We start from the raw sequence: 19,307 nt of genomic DNA on the forward strand, positions 1-19,307 counted from the left end.
TGCCCTCAAAAACGAGCACGCCAAGCGGGAATACTGCGTTCAGTACCGGGAAACCGACCTCGATTTCGTGAACCGCCTCGCCGCCGAAGAGGGGATGTTCTACTTCCACGAGTTTGAAGCGGGCAAGCACCGCATCGTGTTTGCCGACGACGCGGCAGCATTGACTCAAGGCCCCGAGCTTTTCTTCAACCTCGGCAACCGTTCGCTGGAGCAGGGCCCTTATGTGCGGCAGTTCCACTATCGGGAGGCAGTGCGCCCCTCGGATGTGGAGCTCAAGGACTACAGCTTCAAGACCCCGGCCTACGGTCTCTCCCACAAAAAGGTGGGAGCGGAGCTGACCCACCAGCGCGACACCTACCAGCACTTTGACTACCCTGGCCGCTACAAAGCGGACCAGAGCGGCAAGGCGTTTGCCCAGCACCGGCTCGATGCCCTGCGCAGCGATGCCGTGGCGGGCCAGGCTAAGTCCAACTGCGCCGCCTTGCAGCCGGGGCAGACGTTTGCACTCACTGGACATCCCAACGGCAGCCTCAACACCGACTGGCAAATCGTGCGCATCCAGCACACCGGCTTGCAGCCACAGGCGCTGGAAGAGGAGGGGGGCAGCGGCCCCACCGTCTACCACAACGAGTTCGGGGTGGTGAAAGCGAGCACCACCTGGCGAGCGCGTATCGGCAGCCCGGAAGTCCCTCATAAGCCGATGGTGGATGGCCCGCAAATTGCCATGGTGGTGGGCCCCGACGGTGAGGAGATTTACTGCGACGAGCACGGCCGGGTGAAACTGCAATTCCCGTGGGATAGATATGGCAGCTCCAACGACCAGAGCTCCTGCTGGGTGCGCGTATCCCAGGGCTGGGCCGGCGGTCAGTACGGCATGATGGCCATCCCGCGCATCGGCCACGAGGTCATCGTGAGCTTTTTGGAAGGGGACCCCGACCAGCCCATCGTGACTGGTCGCACTTATCACGCCACCAACCGACCGCCCTACGAGTTGCCGGCCAACAAGACCCGCACCGTGCTGCGCACCGAAACCCACCAGGGCGAGGGCTTCAACGAGCTGCGCTTTGAAGACCAGGCGGGCAAGGAAGAGATTTATATCCACGGTCAGAAAGACCTGAACGTGCTTATCGAGAACGATGCTGCCTGGCACATCAAGCACGACGAACACAGGGACATCGACAATGAGCGGGTGACCCGCATCAAGGCCAATGACCATCTCACCGTCAATGGAGAGAAACGCGATCACATCAAGGCCGACTATTCCCTGACCGTGGATGCCAGCCTGCACCAGAAGCTCGGCCAATCCCTGCTGGTGGAAGCGGGAAGCGAGGTACACCACAAGGCGGGCATGAAGATCGTAATGGAGGCGGGTGCCGAGCTGACCCTCAAGGTGGGGGGGAGTTTTGTCAAAATCGACCCGAGCGGTGTCACCCTCTCGGGCGGCTCCATCAAGATGAACTCAGGCGGCAGCCCGGGGTCTGGCTCTGGCTGGGGTGGCCAGATGCCGATCCAGCCCGGAGCGGTTGAAGTGGTGGCGCCACCACCGCCCATGGACCCCGCACGTCAGATTGCGACGCTCAAGTCTGCCGAACCTGTGTGCGAGATCTGTGAGCAACTGGCCAGACAGGAGGGTGGTGGCTGATGGCCATGGCTTTCGTCGCAGAGCGTCCCGACATCGAGCTGAACAGCGGTGAGCAACTCTATCTGCTGCTCGATGGGGCGCGCATTCCCGCGCTGGAGCGCGCGTTGTTCGAGCAGGACCCATCGCCTTCCTATCAGCCTGTTTACCTTCACGCCCCCTGGGACAGCTTGCGAGAAGTGAGCCCCTGTCTGGTCTGTGCAACGCCCAATTTGCTGGATTGGTTTATGCAAAACCGCGATGCATCATGGGGTTACCTGTTATCGTCCCCTCTTTCTCTGTTGCCGTTGGCCGAGCGACTGCGTGGGCTTATCGAGGTGGAGAGTCCCTATGGCAGCAGGATTTTGCTCAAGCTGGCCATGCCGGAGACCATGTGGCGGCTGTTTATGGATGATGAACCCTGGCTCTGGCAGGGGGTGGCTCAAGTCTGGATCCCGACCCGGCAAGGGGAGGGGCTGGTGTGGCAGCACAAGGTTGCCGCGCCTGGAATGGGCTCCCCCATGGGGGAGCGCCTGCGACTTTCCGACGTGCAGTGGTGCCGTCTGGGAGAGGTGAGCTGGTTGAACACCCTCGATGGGATAAGAGCACACATGCACACCTGGTTTGGGGCTCGCATGCAGACGCTGCCAGAACCCATGGCCTGGATTGCCCATTGGGCTGATTACGCCTATGCCCAGGGATTCGAGAGCGAGCGGGATCTGCTGCTGTTTTTCAATGTGATGGGGTATCTCGGCAGTGGCTGGTTTGATGAAGATGAGCATCCCCGGATCAAGGCGTTGATTACCCAGCGTTCGCCCCAGACCCCTTCGCAACGTATCGAGCAGGCCGCCGAGCTTGCTGCCGCATTGAGCAACAAGGATCAAGACGCATGAGTACGCCCAATCAAGCCGCCCAGTGTGCAAACACGACCGACAGCAAGAGCCCGGCAGGAGTCTGTCCGCTCAAGAACAAGAAGATTGCCATCATCCCGGTGCGTTATGCCCTGGATGAGCCGTTCTCCCCGCCACAAAAGCAGTCTCACCCAGTCCCCGCCGGAGCAGGCTTTGTGGTGCCTCTCAAGTTGAAAGAGAGCGGTTATGCCTTGCGCCAACTGCGTGATGGCTGGCTCTATGTCTATGACGAAAAGACCAAGACATTTGATGAGTACGAGATAAAGGGAGCGACCTTTATCAGCCAGAGCAAGGGAAGCAAGGGGCATCTGCTCTACCCTGCGAGCCATACCCTCTCCCTCGCTTATTCTCCCCAGCGCTGGACGGGGCGCATCAAGCATGAGATGGAAAAGAGCGGCGGTTTGCGCACCACCTGGATGCGGCAGGTGAAACTGGGCAGTTTTGCCAGCACCATGAAGGCCCCTCATTGCGGTCTGCCAGATGTGCTCGACAAGGTTGCGGACCTGGGGATGTCCAACAAGGGATTTGTGCTCTCTTCTACCCCCCTTGCCAAGCCTGCCGAAGAGGACAAGCAGGGGATCAAGTTGCTGGCTCACAAACCTGCGAGTTCGCCGACTGCCTACAAGGCGGGCATACCGGATCCCAAGAGCGCCATGGTGGTCGCTCTGGAGGACCCGCTGGCCGACCTTGCCGACCTTTCCATGAAGGTCAATCAACTGCTCGCCAAGCGCGAAGCACTGCTGGGGAAAGATGATGCCACCATGAAGGTCAACAGCCACAAGCTGATGATGGCGGAGGTCACGCGCAACCTGGCCAGGGTGCGGCTCGACGAGAAGGAGTTGCCCGCCTCCGTCAGGGGAAATGTCGCCAGGACCCAGGCCTTTGAAGAGGCGCTGGATGATTATCTTGGGGATCGCTACCTCGCCGACATGGAGAGCATGACGGCAGAGCCCGGGATGGTGCGGTTCAACTCCCCCATGGAGAAACGGGCTGATGAGAAGCTGAAAATCTTGCGGGAACAATATGGTTTCAATCCATCCCAAAAACAGGTTTCCCAATGGAAAGAGCGCGCAGCCTTCCAGGATGAGGTCAACTGGAGCGGGCTCAATGCCTTTATCAAGCAGTATCAGGTGCCACTCAATGAGCTGGATCTGGCCCTGACGCGGGCTCATGAAGACCTGTTCAACGGTGTGACCCGCCTCAAGGCCGATCCGCTGCCCTTTGGTCTGGACAACAGAACACCCAAGGGACAAGCCTATCTGCAGACCCTGTTTGCCGAGGCCGGGCCGGTTCTTTCTCTTAGCTGCCGCACGGAGGAGAGGAAGAAAGCGCTGGAGAAACTGCTGGGCGAAAAGAGCCGCGACAACTTGCTGGCGCTGGCCCCTTATGGCTTTGATGCCGCGTTGCACAAGGGATTGAGCGAGCTGACGGTAGACAATGCCTGGCTCAGCACCTCCTCTGGGGATATGACAGCTCTCTTTAGTCGTATCGCTGAACTGGAGACATTATTGGGGGAGGAGAGGCTCAAGCAGAAACCCTGGTTCCAGAAGGTGGAAGCCGTGATCGGCGCGATGAAGGAAGCGGGAAAATCCATGGCCAAGGGGGCTCACGCCCAGATCATGGCGGCCATCTTGCCCCATGCCTGGAAGAACAGCCTGGCGGGCAACCTCAGACTCGTATTGCTGGAGTCCCTGCTCGGCGACCAGCCGCTGCAGGTCAACCGAGACTATCGGATGCTCCACAACCGCTTCCAGCAGAAGGTCTGGATCATAGTCAAGGAGATGTCGGCCATCAGCTCTCCTCCTCCCGGGCGCAGCACCACGGTGAAGGCCATCAACGGTCAGCTAAAAACCTTGCAGCAACAGCTTGATACCCTGATTGCCAGTGAAATGCCCCTGCTGGTGAAGCTGAAAGGTGATCTCTACCAGCAACAAGCCAGACAATATGTTGGTGACTATCTGGCGAGCGTACGTAGCGGCGTGAATCAACGCATCACGGCCATGAACGAGAGAATTCCCAATCTGGCGACCTTTGGCGGGCTGGTTGCCCTGCTCAACCTCTGGAATCTGACAGTGGTCATCGCAGGGACGGCGCAAAACGCCCAGTCCATCGGTCGGGAACGGGCAAATATGCAGCTGGGCTCGGCCTTTGCCTGGACGGGCAATGCCATCGCCGCGCTCTATCAGGGGGCTGTCTGGGAGAAAATCAAGATATCAAGTGCCGGAGATAAGGCGCTGACTTTATTGTCAATAAAGACGGCAAAAGATGGGGAGCATGGCGTCCTAGTTAAAGCCTTCTCTCTACGGATGTTGGCATTTGCTGGCCTCGGTATGGCAGCTGCAGGGGCAGAGATGTGGGACACTTTGCAGGCAACTCATGATCCCCTAATTAGTGGTATGGAGAAGACCCTCTCACAGATGAAGATGGGCGTATTGGGCGGGCAGTTCTTTATTTTTTTTGCACAGATTGTGCAATTAGGTATCAATGGTTTACTGGGTTATTCATCCATCGGAGCCATCTGTGCAACTTGGATGGGCGTGGGGTTCTTTGTGTTGGGTGCGGCCTATCTGGTGTTGACTGTGCTGCTCAATATTTTTAAACGCTCGGATCTGGAGAAGTGGTTGTTGCAATCCACCTGGGGCAAGCAGCCTGCCAACTGGTCTGCCGAAGATGAGTTGGCTCGCTTTGAAATGCTGGTCAATAAACCAGGGGCCAGTTTGACTGTGGTACGCACCGCACCTCAGGGGTGGATGGACACCGGTCGATCCCAGTGGCAGTTGCAACTCTCGCTCCCCGCGCACTTGCGAGGGCAGACCATAGGCCTGAAGGTCATCGGCCAGCCAATTGCGAGAGCTGGTCAGATGGTAGCGGCGCGCTCTAAGGAGGAGCTGGTGCGCTATCAAGCTGCGATGCAACCCAAGGTGATAGAGACTCTACGAGGGCGCTGGGATGATATGGTCTATTCCCTGCCGCTGGGAGTGGATATCAATTCGGCTATAAAACTGGAACTGGGCTATCTCGGGGGCATGATTCAGCGGGAGTTTATTTTCAAGGGCAGCAGTAGCAGTAGCGGCCCTGTCACATTGAATAGCAGTAGCGGTGATCTGGGTACCATGCCCGCGTTGGTGGTCGGCAAGTTGGGGAATAACTGATGGACAAGGTGAACGAGGCAATCGAGGTGAGCGAGCAGGAAACCCCTTTTCATCTGCTACCGCAGGAAGAGCAACAGCGCATTATCGATGCCAATCAGAAGAGAGTGCGTGAGGCACCGACTCTCCATGAATGGGATATCAGGGTTCCCACGCCATTAGCCTGGATTATCATTATGATAACGAGCCTCTTTTCGATACTATTTCTTGGGGGGGGGGGGCTGTTATTGACTGCAGGTGAGGATTGGAGCGTTGTTTATATTATGTTGGGCGTTACTGCTGTAATGATACCTTATTTTCGTTATTTGGTGATGGCGGATAAAAATTACAAATACCGACTCACTACGGAAGGTCTAATTGTGACTTATCAGGATGCCATCCCGGAGATTGCATACACCGTAGTCCGTGGTCTTGCTTGGTTGGGTGTACTTGTATGTATTATGGCAGTAGCCATATTAGGGCCGCTATCCTTGGTCGGTGCTGGTGGCATGGCTATTTTTGCAATTTTCTTCACTGATTTCAAAAAGGAAGAGCATATAGAATATACATTGTTCAATAAAAATAAAACCAATGTGATTAAGGTTGTCAATAACGCAGCCTTCGTTCAATTCGAAACCATTCCGTTTGGTTATTCAGGCTTTGCAAATTTTTACTGCTATAAAAACGAATTGAAAAAAATATTGGCATCCTTGTTGCCAATATTAAATTGCCGGGAGTATAGGGAATTTAAAACTATATTGTCATTAAATAGAGCTCCTCACAGTTCTCTGGATGTAGGCGTACCAAGAACACTGGATGAGCTAAAATAATCATTCTGAGAGTCTTTCATGTTTATTGCTCTTGGCTCAACCTTAGCATCGGTCCTGTTACATTGGTTCGCCGCCATGGTGTTTTTGACGCTGGTAATCGGAAAGCAAGGGAATAAATAATGGAAAAGAAAAACGAAGTTATTGAGGGCAATGAGCAGGAGACTCTTTTCCAGCAGCTACCGCAGGAAGAGCAACAACACATTATCGATGCCAATCGAAAAAGGGTACGTGAGGCACAAACTCTTCATGAATGGGATATCCGGGTATCTACAGCATTTGCATGGCCAATGATATTAATAGTCGTTGGCTCTATGATGCTATTTGGAGGTGCAGCGGTATGGTTTGCTGGGGATAATGATTGGACTTTTGTTTATATGATGGTCGGAATGTCGATAGTGATGACGCTCTATTTACGTTACTTGGTGATGGCGGATAAAAACTACCATTACCGGATGACGACAGAAGGCTTAATAGTCACTTATCATGATGCCATTCCTGAAGTGGCCTATACCATAGTGCGTGGCTTGGCTTGGTTTGGGGTGGTGGTTTGCGTGATGGCGGTGGCTGTATTGGGGCCATTAGCACTGGTTGGTGCAGGTGGCATGGCTCTCTTTGCTGTATTTTTCACTGACTTTAAGAGTGAAGTCTGTGAGGAATTCACTCTATTTAACAAAAAATGGCCACACGTCTTTACCATCTCGAAGAGACATAGAGCTTTGCGGTTTGAATCTGTACCGTTTAAGTCTGCGTTCAGTCGTACACTTTATTGTAGAGTCGAGGATATAGACGTTATTCTCAATTTAATAAAGTCTCATATCCTTGTTGAGAGTGTGAAATATATCAAAGGTCACCCTGGGATTTAACCAAACAAATTAAGTTTTTTATTCGATCAGCTATGTTAAATAGAGCAGGTCGTCAATTTTACGTAGTGAAATTTCTACCGTTGTAATCCATCAAGATCAAGCCATCTTTCTGGTTGATAAAAGTTAAACACTTGGTGGCTAACCTCTTACGGGGGTTGACCATTGGGCTAAGCGTTATCGGCCAACCTCTGGCTCTGGTCGGTCATATGGTGCCGGTACACACTAAAGAGGACTTGGCCAGCTATCAGACCGCCATGCAACCCAGAACGCTGGAGACATATCGCGGGAGCTGGGAGGACATGGTCTATTCCCTTCCGCTGGGTGTGGATGCCAATTCGGCCATCAAACTGGAACTGGGCTATCTCGGGGGGGCATGATTCAGCGGGAGTTTATTTTCAAGGGCAGCAGTAGCAGTGGCGGCCCAGTGACATTGAATAGAAGCAGCGGCGATCTGGGTACCATGCACGCGTTGGTGGTCGGCAAGCAAGGGAATAAATAATGGAAAAGACACACGAAGTTATTGAGGTCAATGAGCAGGAGACTCCTTTCCATCAGCTACCGCAGGAAGAGCAGCAACGTATAATCAATGCCAATCAGAAAAAGGTGCGAGAGGCACCAACTCTTCATGAATGGGACATCCGAGTTCCAGCTGCATTTGCCTGGCTGGGGATACTCTTTTTAATCGGAATACCTACCTTGATTGGTAGTGCCATGATATGGAATGAGTCATCCAATGGTTGGGTATTTATTATAGTGGGGGCAATTATGCTCCCCTATCTTCGATATTTAGTGATGGCGGATAAAGATTACCATTATCGGTTAACTACGGAGGGTGTAGTCGTCACTTATCAAGATGCTATTCCCGAGGTGGCCTACACCATAGTGCGTGGTTTGGCTTGGCTTGGTGTGGTGGTATGTGTCGTAGCGGTTGCCATATTGGGGCCACTAGCCTTGGTTGGCGCTGGTGGCATGGCACTTTTTGCTATTTTTTTTACTAACTTCGAAAAGAAAATATCAGTTGAATACACGGTTTTCAATAAAGATAAAAAATATGTTGTGAAAGTGGTGAAAAATAGAAGCCTTATTCGCTTTGATATCATACCATTCAGTTGGTTCGAGTTCTCTTATTTATATTGTAATGAAGGTGAACTATATAAAACCTTATCAAGCTTAATGAAAGAACTTGGGTGTGATGAATATAGAGAGTTTAAAAGTGAATTATCTCTTCGCAGAGCTCCTGTTGGTGTGTTGGATGTTGGCACGCCAAGAAGGCTGGATGAGATTAATAAGTAAACCCTTCGAGTAATACCTTTTTCAGATGTGACAGTTATAGAGAAATTATTGGTGTCAAAAAAGTGGTGATTTCAATCAACTCTGGTGCAATCAGTCTATCGTAGATGATCTGGTTCCTTTTGAAATGCTGGTCAATAAGCCAGGGGGCAGTTTGACTGTGGTACGCACCGCACCTTAGGACTGGATGGACACAGGTCGTTCCTAGTGACAGTTGCAACTCTCGCTCCCTGCCCATTTACGAGGACAAACAATAGGGTTAAATGTTACTTCTCAACCACTTGTCAGTGCTGGCCAGATGGTGCCGGTACGCTCCAAAGAGGATCTGGAGCGCTATCAGGCAGCCATGCAGCCCAGGACGCTGGAGACACAACGCGGAGGTTGGGATGGTCTGGTCTATACCTTGCCTTTGGGGGTCGATACCAATAGTGCCATCAAGTTGGAGCTGGGATATATGTGTGGCATGGTACAGCGGCAATTTGTCTTCAAGGGCAGCGGTAATAGCACCGGCCCCATTATATTGGATACCAGCAGTGGTGAGGTGAACTCTATGCCTGCACTAATAGTTGGCACGCAAGGGAATAAATCATGAACGAGGAGATTGAGGTGAGCGAGCAGGACATCCCTTTTCATCTTCTGCCGCAGGAAGAGCAGCAACGTATAATTAATGCCAATCAGAAAATGGTGCGTGAAGCCCCTACGCTCCATGAATGGGGGATTAGGGTAGAAACACCTTTTGTCTGGCTAGTTATTTCAATCCCAGTTGGTATTATGATGTCTATTGGTATATGGCTAGTGTATAGCGATGATGATGCAGGTTGGGCTCCTATTATAATGGGGGCAATAGTTGCTGCCTTTACTCGTTACTTATGGCTAGCAGATAAAAACTACCATTATCGGCTAACGACAGAAGGTTTAATCACCACTTATCAAGATGCCATTCCCGAAATGGCCTACATCATAGTGCGTGGGTTGGCTTGGCTGGGGGTGGTAGTTTGCGTGATGGCTATGGCTGTATTGGGACCGTTAGCATTAGTTGGTGCAGGTGGCATGGCGCTCTTTGCGGTATTTTTCACTGGCTTCAAGAAAGAAGAGATAGTTGAATATACACGATTCAATAAAGAAAAAATAAATATAATAAAGGTGGCTAGGAAAGCCGCTTTTGTTCAATTTGAGACTGTTCCTTTTGGCTACTCTGGATTTGCAAGCTTCTATTGTTATAAAAATGACTTGAATAAGATTCTTTTTTCTTTGTTATCGTTGCTGAATTGCTGCGAGTATAGAGAGTTTAAAACTGTTTTCTCATTAAATAGGGCTCCCCATAGCTCTCTGGATGTTGGTGTACCAAGAAAATTTGATGAGCTTAACACCTAATGACTCAGGTGGCGCTGTGCGATTACAGTGTCATTTTTCATTATTTCAATGTTTGTATTGGCTATGTTGCTCAATATCATTAAAACGCTCAGATCTGGAGAAATGGTTGTTGCAATCCACCAGGGGAAAGCAGCCTGCCAATTGGTCCTCGTAAGACGAACTGGCTCGCTTTGAATTGCTGGTCAATAAACCGGGCGCCAGCCTGACTGTGGTGCGCTCCGCGCCCCAAGGTTGGATGGACACCGGCCGTGCCCAGTGGCAATTACAACTATCTCTTCCTGCTCACCTCAAAGGGCAAACCATAGGGTTAAGTGTCATGGGACAACCTCTAGCCCGGGCCGGTTAAATGGTGCCGATACGCTCCAAGGAGGATCTGGTGCGTTATCAGGCGGCTATGAAGCCCAGGAGTCTGGAGACACAGCGCGGACGTTGGGATGAGATGGTCTATACCCTGCCGCTGGGGATTGATACCAATTCGGCTATCAAACTGGAGTTAGGGTATCTCGGGGGTATGATTCAGCGGCAATTTGTCTTCAAGGGCAGCAGTAGCAGTGGTGGCCCAGTCACATTGAATAGCAGCAGCGGCGATCTGGGTACCATGCCCGCGTTGGTGGTCGGCAAGCAAGGGAATAAATAATGGATAAGGTAAACGAGGTAGTTGAAGCGTGCGAGCAGGAGACCCCTTTTCATCTATTATCGCAGGAAGATCAACAGCGCATTCTCGATGCTAATCAGAAGAAAGTGCGTGAAGCCCCTACGCTACATGAGTGGAATATTAGGGTAGAAACACCTTTTGTTTGGCTAGTCATTTCAATCCCCGTTGGTATTATGATGTCTATTGGTATATGGCTAGTGTATAGCGATAATGATGCTGGTTGGGCTCCTATTATCATGGGGGCAATAGTTGCGGCCTTTACTCGTTACTTATGGTTGGCAGATAAAAACTATCATTACCGGCTCACAACGGAAGGTGTTATCGTCACCTATCAGGATGCTATTCCAGAGGCAGCCTATACCATAGTGCGTGGTCTTGCTTGGTTGGCAATCGCAATATGTGTGATGGCCGTTTCCGTGTTGGGGCCATTTGCCTTGGTCGGTGCTGGCGGAATGGCTTTTTTTGCGATATTTTTCAATGACTTTAAACGTGAAGTGTCAGAGCATGAGACCATGTTTAAAAAAGATTGGGTCTATACACTTTTTATATCCAATAAGAAGAAGGCTGTAAGGTTTGAATCAACCCCTTTTAAAATATCATACAGTGATACTTTATATTGTAAATCTGAAGATTTTGAGAATTTTATTGAACTGCTCAAAAAGCAGATTCGATGCGCCGAAATAAAGTATATTAAAGGTCATCCAATGACCTGACTTTTATAGTCTACCTGTCAGGTGAGGACCATCTCCATGCCGTCTGAGCCTCCAAAGCAGAGCCCCCTTGCCACTGGCAAGGGGGCTCTGTCGCTTTCATCGGAGTGCCCGATGTGGTTATGGCGATAGCGAGGGGGGCAGCACCATGGGACCGGCCACCGTACGGGCGGCCTCGTCACCTCGCAGTACCCGTACTATCTCGAGAGCGAACTCGATAGCGGTACCCGGGCCCTGGCTGGTGATCAGGCGATGGGCTTCATCGGTCACTACCCTTGCCGTGCTCAATTGTGTCGCGGGCAGATGGGCCTGAAAGCCCGGGTGGCAGGTGATGCTCGCATCCCCCAGCAAGCCGTGATGGTGCAGTACCACGGCGGGTGCGGCGCAGATGGCGGCGCGCCAGCGGCCGAGGCCTGCCTGCTCCCGTAGCAGGTCGATGGCGAGGGGGGTGTTGCGGATCACTTCGCTGCCGGGCAGACCGCCCGGTACGACCATGGCATCGAAGTCACGGGTAGTCAGCTCGTCGAGATGGCAATCCGCCACCAGTTGCACCCCGCGAGAGGCGCGGATCTGGCGCGCTCCAGTGGGGCAGCAGGAGGCCAGCACCACATCGATGCCACCCCGAACCAGGGTATCGACGATGGCAACCGTCTCTATCTCTTCTGACCCGGGGGCCACCAATACCAGTACGCTCATCTAGCACTCCTTGCTTGCCAGCTGCTCTGCTCAGCGTTTCTCTTTGACGGCCTGATAGAGGCCCTGGTTGACCGGTACCGCGATGCCGTGCGCCGCGGCCTTGCCGAGCAGGAAGCCGGTGATGGCCTCGATCTCGGTCTCTCGGCCCTGCTCCATGTCCTGATACATGGAAGAGTAATTGTCGGCGGTGAGCTCCACCACCGTCATGACCCGGCGCAGCAGCTCATCGCTGCCGGTCGGCTGGCCTTCGGCCTGCATCACGTCCGCCACTTCCACGCAGATCTGCTGCAAGACGTCGGCAAAGCGCGGGCCCGCCAGTTCGCCATTCTTGAGTCGATACAGGGCGGTGAGGGGATTGATGGCGCAGTTGACGGCGAGTTTCTGCCACTGGCGGGTCAGGATCTGCTCATCCCAGCCGGCCTGGCCGAGGGCGCGAGCGAGCTCGTCCGCCAGATGGGCACAGGAGCGGGCCGCCTCATTGACGGGGCCGAGCCAGGTCTCCCCCTTGCCGGTGTGGCGGAACACGAAGTGGCCGCTCTGCAGGGCGCCGTGGCTGGTGACGCCGGCGATGACAGGATTGTGGGGGAAAAGGGCCGCCACCCGTTCGGCGATCCCCATGCCGTTGTGCAGCAGCACGATGGGCACCCCTGCCGCCAGTTGCCCGACCAGAGGAGTGAGGGCCGGTATCACCTGCCCCGCCTTGGTCATGACCAGCAGGCGTTTGATGCTGCCCGGCTTGTCGATGAAGGCGCGTTCGATGGCCAGGAGCTGGGTATGCCCCTCAAGGGAGGTAAAGTCGACGCCGGGGTGCAAGGTGGCACGATGGCGCTCGCGCAGCAGGAGGCGGGTTGCTTGGCCGCTTTGGGTCAACAGGGAGGCGAAGACGCCGCCCAGGGCGCCGCAGCCCAGCAAGGTCCACTCGGGAGAGACAGGGTGACGGCGTGTTTTCAGGTTGTTGTCGCGTAATCCGCTTGGCATGAAGAGGCTCGATCATGGGAAGGGCTGCCATCCTGTCAACCGCCAACCCGGGATAAGGGAAGATGTCGCTTGGTGAATACCTGGAACCGGTGCATGAGCTGACTGCCGGGTCGTGCTCAAGGCTCATGCGCAACCAGGGAGCCTCATGTATGCATGACCATACGGGTTCCTGGGCTGCACTTCACCGAGTGTCGGACCTCTCGCGACCGCTCCTGGACGGGTTCTAACGGGTCTCACCATTCCTGTGCGCAGGGGATTCTAGCAGAGCAATCCCATCGAAATCAGCAAATTTGCCCGTTTTCTGGTAGATTTGCCCACCTGTCAGCACAACCTGAAGTACAGCATGAGGAGCCCGGCTATGCCGTCATTCGATATTGTCTCTGAAGTCAAAATGAACGAGGTGTTGAACGCCGTTGATAACGCCAACCGTGAACTGGCGACCCGTTTCGATTTTCGTGGTGTGGAAGCCAGCTTCGAATTGAACAAGGAAGAAGTAAAGCTGGAAGCCGACGCCGATTTCCAGCTCAAGCAGATGGTCGAGATCCTGCGCGGCGCCCTGCTCAAGCGCCAGATCGAGAACAGTTCCATGGACGTGGGTGACAGCGTCCACTCCGGCAAGCGTTTCCACCTGACCGTGAAGTTCAAGCAGGGGATCGACAAGGAAGTGGCCAAGAAGCTGGTGAAGCTCATCAAGGATTCCAAGATCAAGGTGCAGGCTGCCATCCAGGGCGACGAGGTGCGGGTCACCGGCAAGAAGCGCGACGATCTGCAAGAGACCATGGCCTTGGTGCGTGGCGCCGAACTGGGCCAGCCGATGCAGTTCCAGAACTTCCGCGACTGATGGCGAACGGGGAGGGCGCGGCTCTCCCCCTACTGCCAGCATGAGGGCATAAAAAAACCGGAGCAGCTGCTCCGGTTTTTTGTATCCGTGTGACGAGTTCGATTAGAACTTGTAGGTCACGGAGAAGTAGTGGCCAAAACCAGTGGTCTTCAGACCGTAGGAACCGTTCTGGATGCCGTAGATGTCGTTGAAGTACTTCAGACCGTAACCGACGGCGTAGCGGTCGGAGTGCCAGTACAGGCCGTTGAACATGGCGGTACCGTCGGTGGAAGTGTCCTTGGCATCAAACAGGTGATCCAGGTAACCCTGATAGGCTACGAAGCTGCCGTTGGAGAAGGTGTAGAAAGGCTTGAACCAGTTCATGGAGAACTGATAGCCGTTCCAGCCCTGCTCGCCACCGCCTTCATTGACGTGACGGGCATACAGGTTCATGCCCATTTTGCCGAACCAGGGCACCATGACGTCTGCACCCAGACCGGTCATGGCTTCAAACAGACCATCCGGACCACCTACGTTGATCAGGTTGGCGATGTAGACTTCCTGCACCGGGCCGAAGGAGAGATCTTTGCCGGTCATGGCATCGATGGAGATGCGCGGTGCAAATTTGATGAACAGGTTGTCCTGGTTGTGCTTGTCGTCGTGACGGTTCTGGAAGATGTCGAATACGTCGACGTAACCGTACAGATCGAAGATACCGGAACGGCCACCAAACTCCATTTCGAAGTAGGTATCGTTGTAACCACCTTCGGACTCAGCGTAGGGCAGCTGATCGATGGTGTGCATCACGTTGAACTGGAACCACTTGTAGTCGTTCTTGTGGATGTCGCCGCTGTAGTCGGCAGCGAAGGCCGGAGTGGCGGAGGCAGCCAGCAGACCGGCAGCGATCAGAGTCTTGGTAAATTTGGCCATTTTATTGGTCTCTTGTGCGTTAGTTGAGGTTTTCCGTAGCCTGCCCACAAGGAGCGGGAGGGATTCTAGCCAAATAAATTCAACGGATAAACAAGCACCAGGGAACTTTGTCAGGATTTGTGAATCTAATCACCCCCTAAAATGCGCAAACGCTTGCTATTTGTGCGTTTGTGGTGACAAGGTGCTGCCTCGTTTGGCAACCATGATGATCAGGATCATCACCGGAATGCCGAGCAGACTGGTGCCGATGAAGAAGTGGCTGTAGCCGATCTGCTCCACTACCCGACCGGAAAACCCCGCCAGCAACTTGGGCAGCAACAGCATGATGGAGCTGAACAGGGCGTACTGGGTGGCGGAGAAGGCGACGTTGGTGAGACTCGATAGATAGGTCACAAACGCAGCCGTGGCGATGCCGGCGCTGAGGTTGTCCAGCGAGATGATGAGGGTCAGCAGCTCCAGGTTGTGGCCCACTTCGTTGAGGAGAGCGAACAGCAGGTTGGTGCTGGCGGTCAGCACGGCGCCGAGGAACAGGATGCGCAGGGTGCCAAAGCGCATCACCAGCACGCCCCCGAGCGCGGCCCCCACCAGCGTCATGATGACGCCATAGACCTTGGTGATGGTGGCCACTTCCGTCTTGCTGAACTGCAGATCCACATAGAAGCTGTTGGACATCACCCCCATCACCACGTCCGAGATGCGATAGCAGGCGATAAGCCCCAGGATCAGCAGGGCCGAGGAGCCGTAGCGGCGGAAGAAGTCGGCGAAGGGACACCAAATGGCCTCGTAGGTCCAGGCCCCCAACCCGGCCAGCGTGGGGGACCAACCCCGTGCCAGCAGGGTGGCCTTGCGCGCCATCTGCTGCTCGTCCTGACTCTTGAGATCGATCTGCGGCTCGTGGCTCATCAGGGTGGTGAGGATGCCAAGAGACATCAGCCCTCCCATCAGCAGATAGGTGAGCTGCCAGCCGCGATAGTCATAGCCGTTGTTGCTGCCGAGCCAGGCCGCCAGCGCCAGCGCCCCCGCTCCCGCCATGATCATGGCGAGTCGATACCCAGTCATATAGGAAGCGGCCATGGCCGCCTGCAGCCGCTCGGGAGCGGATTCGATGCGATAGGCGTCGATGACGATGTCCTGGGTGGCAGAGGAGAAGGCAACCAGCAGGGCGAAGAGGGCCAGCTGGGCGAGCTGGGTCTTGGGATCGCAATAGGCCATCCCCACCAGGGAGAGGGCGATCAGCACCTGGGAGAACAGCATCCAGCTGCGTCGCCGCCCAAGCAGCCGTGACAGCAGGGGCAGGGGCAGCCGATCCACCAGGGGCGACCACAGCCACTTGAAACCGTAGGCCAGCGCTACCCAGCTCATGTAGCCGATGTCGGTCAGGCTGACATCCGCTTCGCGCAGCCAGAACGAGAGGGTGCCAAAGACCAGCAGCAAAGGCAGGCCGGAGGAAAATCCCATGGCAAACAGGATGAGTACCCGCGCTTCCAGATAGACGGCGAGGGCATCTCGCCAGCGGGTGGCGCGGCCCGGTGTGTGGCTGGGCGGGCGGAGATTGTTCAACAGCCTGACTCCTCTGGGAAAAGGGGGTCATTTTGTCAGGTTCGGCAGGCGTAGCCAAGGCAAGCCGAGGGATGGGCGGCAGGTTTCAGGGGCGCGAGCCGATGCAGTGGTGCGGGCAGGGGCCCTCGTCGGCGAGAAAATTGGCGCAGGCCATGAGTTGCAGGCGCAGCGCGTCATCACAGAGGAGACGCTGCTCATCCCACAGGTGCAGGCTGTGAAGCAGATGCCAGAACACTCCTTCCTGTGCGTTGGCGGGGGTTTTGTCCATGGGGATCACGCAGAGCGCCTGCCAATGGGAGAGGAGCTGCCAACTCAAGTCTTCCAGCTGCTGATAGGGAATCTTGCGTGCCAGAAAATGGCGAACCGCCTGGGCCAGCGGGCCGGCGTGTCGGGTTATGTAATCATGACAGGTCACCGGCTCCTCCTTCTGGTTCTGCTCCCCGATGCGTGGCACACATCGGGGAGCAGAGTATAGAAAAAGAGATTGGTGACCCGTTCAGGGACGCGGTGGAATGTGATCCGGGCCGCGTTATTTGTCCGCGAGCAGCACCACTTTCTTCAGGATGATGGGGCTGGTGGGGACGTCGTTGGCACGCAGGATGGAGCTGTAGCCGGTCTGGACCTGGGCCAGTTTGTCCAGCACCTCCATCCCCTTCACGACCTGGCCGAACACGGTGTAACCGGCGCCGGCATTGGCGTTGAGGTTGTCGTTGTCCACCAGATTGAAATAGAACTGGCGAGTGGCGCTGTCGACCGCCTGGGTGCGGGCCATGGCGATGGTGCCGCGCTTGTTGGGCAGGCCGCCTCTGGACTCGTTGACCACGGGATCGAAGGTCGGCAGGGGCTGGAACTGCTGGTTGTAGCCCCCACCCTGTACCACGAAGTTCTGGATCACCCGGTGGAACAGGCTGCCGTCATAGCTGCCGTCTGCCACGTAGCGCAGGAAGTTCTTCACGGTCTGGGGCGCCTGTTTGGGGGCCAGCTCCACGACGATGGTGCCATGGTTGGTTTCCATCTGGACTTTTTGACCGGCAAAAGCCAGGGGGGCGATCAAGGTGATCAGTAACCAGAGTTTCTTCATTTATATGTCCTCGCTCAGCTCGGCTGGCCCTTGAGATAACCGCGCAGCGCCTCGTCGGCCATGATCTGCTGCAGCACGCTGCCCAGCTGCTGGTTCAGGGTGGATTCCAGATCGGCCATGCTCGGCTCGCCCGGGCTCTCTTTGCTGGAGGACATGTTGAACTGCTTGGTCAGCTTGCTGCCTTGGAAGTCGGCAATCACCTGCAGGCTGACGCGGGACTTGGTGACATAGGTGAAGGTCTTCTCTTCCACGGTGACGGCGGCAGTGGAGATGGCCAGCGTCAGGTTGGTGGTGCCGCTGTTGCCCACTTCCAGGCCCTGGCTGCGCAGCCCTTCCGCCAGTTTTTCAGCCAGCAGGCTGTTGAGAGGCTGACTGCTGTTCACCAGCACAGGGGCCTTCTCTTTCTTCTTGATGGAGAAGACATAGGCGGCTTCACGCTTGTCCACCCCTTCCATGGTGATGCGGTTGCCGGAGTAGTACTGCTGGTTGGAGGGGATGACTTGCGGGTTGAGCAGGGCGCTCTCGGGCCAGTGAGTAGCACAACCGCCCAATACCAGAGCGCCCAGCAGCAAGAGTGACTTTTTCATCATGGGTTTCCTTTAGCTTTATCTTTAGCGTTTGATGGCTTTCAAAATAACGAATTTGCTGTTCGACGCAACGACTTGTGCGTTGCCAAACGGGCGCTTGAGTTTGTTGTGATAGTCCAGATGACGGTTGCCTACTATCCAGAGTTCGCCGCCCTGAGGCAACACCCGGTGGGCGTCGCTGAACATCTGCCAGGCGATGTGATCGGTGATCGCCTGCAACTGATGGAAGGGGGGATTGCAGAGGATCCTGTCCGCTGCCCCGACGGGAACGTCATCGAGACAGTTGTTGACCATGAAGTGGGCACGGGGCAGGGCATCGGGCAGGTTGTGCTCGACGTTGAGCCGTGCGGACGCCACCGCCATCCGGGATTCGTCGATGAAGGTCACCTCCACCTCGCTGTCCCGCGCGAGCAGGGAGAGCCCGAGCACGCCGTTGCCACAGCCCAGATCGATCACCCTGCGGGCACTGTGGATGGGCAGGTTGTCCAGCATGAAGCGAGCGCCGATATCCAGGCTGGTGCGCGAGAACACGTTGGCATGGTTGTGGATGAGCATGTCGGTGCCTTCCAGCGGCCAGACGGTCGGGAAGGGACTGGTCAGGGACGGGCGCTCGGCGGCCGGGGTGCAATGAATGAGGCGCGCCTTCTTCCAGGCGAGCGAGGTGCGGGTCTCCCCCAGATACTTTTCGAACAGCTTGAGGGTGGAGGTGTGGATGTCCTTGGCCTTGCCGGCAGCAATGATGCGGGTCGCGGGGGTCACGACCCCGCGCAGGGCAAGCAGTTGCTGCTCCAGCAGCGCCTGATACTTGGAGACCTTGATCACCACCAGGGCGGGGGCATCGGGCAGGGGGGCCAGCGCATCCTGCAGGGTGATGGCGTGGGGATCCAGCCCGTTTTCCGCCAGATTGGCCAGGGTGGCCCGCTCGCTGATGTGGGAGTCGGTCACGCAGACGGGGGCGTGGGCATGCAGGTAGCCTGCCAGGGCGCCGAAGCCGTCGTTCATGATGATGACGGGGCCGTCAGGTGCCTGCTGCGATTCGGCAAGGTGGCTTATCAGATACTCGTCCGCCGCATCCCAGGCCTGCAGGGGATCCTGGCTCTGCCGTGGGTAACGATACAGGGTCAGGCGGCAGTGGGCCGTGTCGAGCAGGGTTTGCATAGGCAAGAGTCCAACGTGTGATTGATGAATGGCGACCGTCTGCCCCGTGTTGCCCGGCAGCGGTGAAAGTGGCGCTATTCTAGCGGCGGCGGAGAAATTCACCAGTCCGGTGCGGCGA

At 55.4% G+C, this 19,307-nt stretch carries 19 protein-coding genes; 11 read left to right on the forward strand and 8 right to left on the reverse strand.

The genetic code is table 11. The features are described 5' to 3' along the window. The 10 genes from tssI to ACB037_RS04415 form a co-directional block, all read left to right on the forward strand. Positions 1-1,642 (forward strand): type VI secretion system tip protein TssI/VgrG (gene tssI / locus ACB037_RS04370; RefSeq protein ID WP_371174940.1); only part of this gene is annotated, 1,642 nt, incomplete at its 5' end. After that, complete coding sequence (locus ACB037_RS04375; RefSeq protein ID WP_371174941.1) at positions 1,642-2,511, forward strand: DUF4123 domain-containing protein; 870 nt, start codon at positions 1,642-1,644, stop codon at positions 2,509-2,511. The genes tssI and ACB037_RS04375, both read left to right, overlap by 1 nt. Next, positions 2,508-5,681 carry a T6SS effector BTH_I2691 family protein gene (locus tag ACB037_RS04380; RefSeq protein WP_139736613.1) on the forward strand — a complete coding sequence of 1,058 codons (3,174 nt, stop codon included), beginning with the start codon at positions 2,508-2,510 and terminating at the stop codon, positions 5,679-5,681. The genes ACB037_RS04375 and ACB037_RS04380 overlap by 4 nt, the downstream gene beginning before the upstream one ends. Continuing rightward, entirely contained in the window at positions 5,681-6,487 is an 807-nt protein-coding gene (locus tag ACB037_RS04385; protein ID WP_111736017.1) for a hypothetical protein, read from the forward strand. The genes ACB037_RS04380 and ACB037_RS04385 overlap by 1 nt, the downstream gene beginning before the upstream one ends. Before the next feature lie 119 nt (positions 6,488-6,606). Then, a complete protein-coding gene (locus tag ACB037_RS04390) occupies positions 6,607-7,350 on the forward strand; it encodes a hypothetical protein (RefSeq protein WP_371174942.1) in 744 nt (247 codons plus the stop codon). A 498-nt stretch (positions 7,351-7,848) separates the two neighbouring features. Continuing rightward, entirely contained in the window at positions 7,849-8,643 is a 795-nt protein-coding gene (locus ACB037_RS04395; RefSeq protein WP_319859976.1) for a hypothetical protein, read from the forward strand. Between the two features lie 295 nt (positions 8,644-8,938). Next, positions 8,939-9,232, forward strand: a complete 294-nt coding sequence (locus ACB037_RS04400; RefSeq protein ID WP_371174943.1) for a hypothetical protein — start codon at positions 8,939-8,941, stop codon at positions 9,230-9,232. After that, the gene (locus ACB037_RS04405) at positions 9,229-10,014 is read left to right on the forward strand and encodes a hypothetical protein (RefSeq protein ID WP_371174944.1); all 786 of its coding nucleotides are present in this window, start codon (positions 9,229-9,231) and stop codon (positions 10,012-10,014) included. Before ACB037_RS04400 ends, ACB037_RS04405 begins: the two co-directional genes overlap by 4 nt. 376 nt (positions 10,015-10,390) lie before the next feature. Beyond that, complete coding sequence (locus ACB037_RS04410) at positions 10,391-10,651, forward strand: hypothetical protein (protein ID WP_139736609.1); 261 nt, start codon at positions 10,391-10,393, stop codon at positions 10,649-10,651. Beyond that, positions 10,651-11,382, forward strand: coding sequence for a hypothetical protein (locus tag ACB037_RS04415; protein WP_139736608.1), 732 nt, complete (start codon positions 10,651-10,653; stop codon positions 11,380-11,382). The genes ACB037_RS04410 and ACB037_RS04415 overlap by 1 nt, the downstream gene beginning before the upstream one ends. A 117-nt stretch (positions 11,383-11,499) precedes the next feature. Here the strand turns inward: ACB037_RS04415 and ACB037_RS04420 are convergent, their stop codons facing one another. Further along, positions 11,500-12,075 (reverse strand): DJ-1 family glyoxalase III, encoded by a 576-nt coding sequence (locus ACB037_RS04420; protein ID WP_371174945.1) that lies wholly within the window; start codon positions 12,073-12,075, stop codon positions 11,500-11,502. A 30-nt stretch (positions 12,076-12,105) separates the two neighbouring features. Beyond that, positions 12,106-13,053 carry a ketopantoate reductase family protein gene (locus ACB037_RS04425; RefSeq protein ID WP_371174946.1) on the reverse strand — a complete coding sequence of 316 codons (948 nt, stop codon included), beginning with the start codon at positions 13,051-13,053 and terminating at the stop codon, positions 12,106-12,108. A 358-nt stretch (positions 13,054-13,411) separates the two neighbouring features. On the opposite strand from ACB037_RS04425, the gene ACB037_RS04430 reads away from it, so the two are divergent. Then, complete coding sequence (locus ACB037_RS04430) at positions 13,412-13,894, forward strand: YajQ family cyclic di-GMP-binding protein (protein WP_010673357.1); 483 nt, start codon at positions 13,412-13,414, stop codon at positions 13,892-13,894. 102 nt (positions 13,895-13,996) lie between these two features. Here ACB037_RS04430 and ACB037_RS04435 read toward each other — a convergent pair whose 3' ends face one another. The 6 genes from ACB037_RS04435 to ACB037_RS04460 form a co-directional block, all read right to left on the reverse strand. Beyond that, complete coding sequence (locus ACB037_RS04435; RefSeq protein WP_039040713.1) at positions 13,997-14,803, reverse strand: outer membrane protein OmpK; 807 nt, start codon at positions 14,801-14,803, stop codon at positions 13,997-13,999. Positions 14,804-14,959: 156 nt separating this feature from the next. Beyond that, the gene (locus ACB037_RS04440) at positions 14,960-16,363 is read right to left on the reverse strand and encodes an MFS transporter (RefSeq protein WP_010673359.1); all 1,404 of its coding nucleotides are present in this window, start codon (positions 16,361-16,363) and stop codon (positions 14,960-14,962) included. 85 nt (positions 16,364-16,448) lie between these two features. Continuing rightward, positions 16,449-16,778 (reverse strand): hypothetical protein, encoded by a 330-nt coding sequence (locus ACB037_RS04445; RefSeq protein ID WP_371174947.1) that lies wholly within the window; start codon positions 16,776-16,778, stop codon positions 16,449-16,451. A 114-nt stretch (positions 16,779-16,892) separates the two neighbouring features. Further along, positions 16,893-17,444: a peptidylprolyl isomerase gene (locus ACB037_RS04450; RefSeq protein ID WP_041211273.1), complete on the reverse strand. Its 552-nt coding sequence runs from the start codon at positions 17,442-17,444 to the stop codon at positions 16,893-16,895. A gap of 14 nt (positions 17,445-17,458) precedes the next feature. Beyond that, the gene (locus ACB037_RS04455) at positions 17,459-18,031 is read right to left on the reverse strand and encodes a YajG family lipoprotein (RefSeq protein ID WP_201888484.1); all 573 of its coding nucleotides are present in this window, start codon (positions 18,029-18,031) and stop codon (positions 17,459-17,461) included. 24 nt (positions 18,032-18,055) lie between these two features. Continuing rightward, complete coding sequence (locus tag ACB037_RS04460) at positions 18,056-19,189, reverse strand: methyltransferase (protein WP_371174948.1); 1,134 nt, start codon at positions 19,187-19,189, stop codon at positions 18,056-18,058. Between the last annotated feature and the right edge of the window lie 118 nt (positions 19,190-19,307).

Source organism: Aeromonas sp. S19(2024) (assembly GCF_041402625.1).
In the GTDB taxonomy this organism is placed as follows: Bacteria; Pseudomonadota; Gammaproteobacteria; order Enterobacterales; family Aeromonadaceae; genus Aeromonas; species Aeromonas caviae.

Excerpts from the sequence above, each read along its gene's own strand:
- ACB037_RS04375 (WP_371174941.1), top strand. The coding sequence starts at position 1,642 with ATGGCCATGGCTTTCGTCGCAGAGCGTCCCGACATCGAGCTGAACAGC.
- ACB037_RS04380 (WP_139736613.1), top strand. The coding sequence starts at position 2,508 with ATGAGTACGCCCAATCAAGCCGCCCAGTGTGCAAACACGACCGACAGC.
- ACB037_RS04385 (WP_111736017.1), top strand. The coding sequence starts at position 5,681 with ATGGACAAGGTGAACGAGGCAATCGAGGTGAGCGAGCAGGAAACCCCT.
- ACB037_RS04390 (WP_371174942.1), top strand. The coding sequence starts at position 6,607 with ATGGAAAAGAAAAACGAAGTTATTGAGGGCAATGAGCAGGAGACTCTT.
- ACB037_RS04395 (WP_319859976.1), top strand. The coding sequence starts at position 7,849 with ATGGAAAAGACACACGAAGTTATTGAGGTCAATGAGCAGGAGACTCCT.
- ACB037_RS04400 (WP_371174943.1), top strand. The coding sequence starts at position 8,939 with ATGGTGCCGGTACGCTCCAAAGAGGATCTGGAGCGCTATCAGGCAGCC.
- ACB037_RS04405 (WP_371174944.1), top strand. The coding sequence starts at position 9,229 with ATGAACGAGGAGATTGAGGTGAGCGAGCAGGACATCCCTTTTCATCTT.
- ACB037_RS04415 (WP_139736608.1), top strand. The coding sequence starts at position 10,651 with ATGGATAAGGTAAACGAGGTAGTTGAAGCGTGCGAGCAGGAGACCCCT.
- ACB037_RS04420 (WP_371174945.1), bottom strand. The coding sequence starts at position 12,075 with ATGAGCGTACTGGTATTGGTGGCCCCCGGGTCAGAAGAGATAGAGACG.
- ACB037_RS04425 (WP_371174946.1), bottom strand. The coding sequence starts at position 13,053 with ATGCCAAGCGGATTACGCGACAACAACCTGAAAACACGCCGTCACCCT.
- ACB037_RS04430 (WP_010673357.1), top strand. The coding sequence starts at position 13,412 with ATGCCGTCATTCGATATTGTCTCTGAAGTCAAAATGAACGAGGTGTTG.
- ACB037_RS04435 (WP_039040713.1), bottom strand. The coding sequence starts at position 14,803 with ATGGCCAAATTTACCAAGACTCTGATCGCTGCCGGTCTGCTGGCTGCC.
- ACB037_RS04450 (WP_041211273.1), bottom strand. The coding sequence starts at position 17,444 with ATGAAGAAACTCTGGTTACTGATCACCTTGATCGCCCCCCTGGCTTTT.
- ACB037_RS04455 (WP_201888484.1), bottom strand. The coding sequence starts at position 18,031 with ATGAAAAAGTCACTCTTGCTGCTGGGCGCTCTGGTATTGGGCGGTTGT.
- ACB037_RS04460 (WP_371174948.1), bottom strand. The coding sequence starts at position 19,189 with ATGCAAACCCTGCTCGACACGGCCCACTGCCGCCTGACCCTGTATCGT.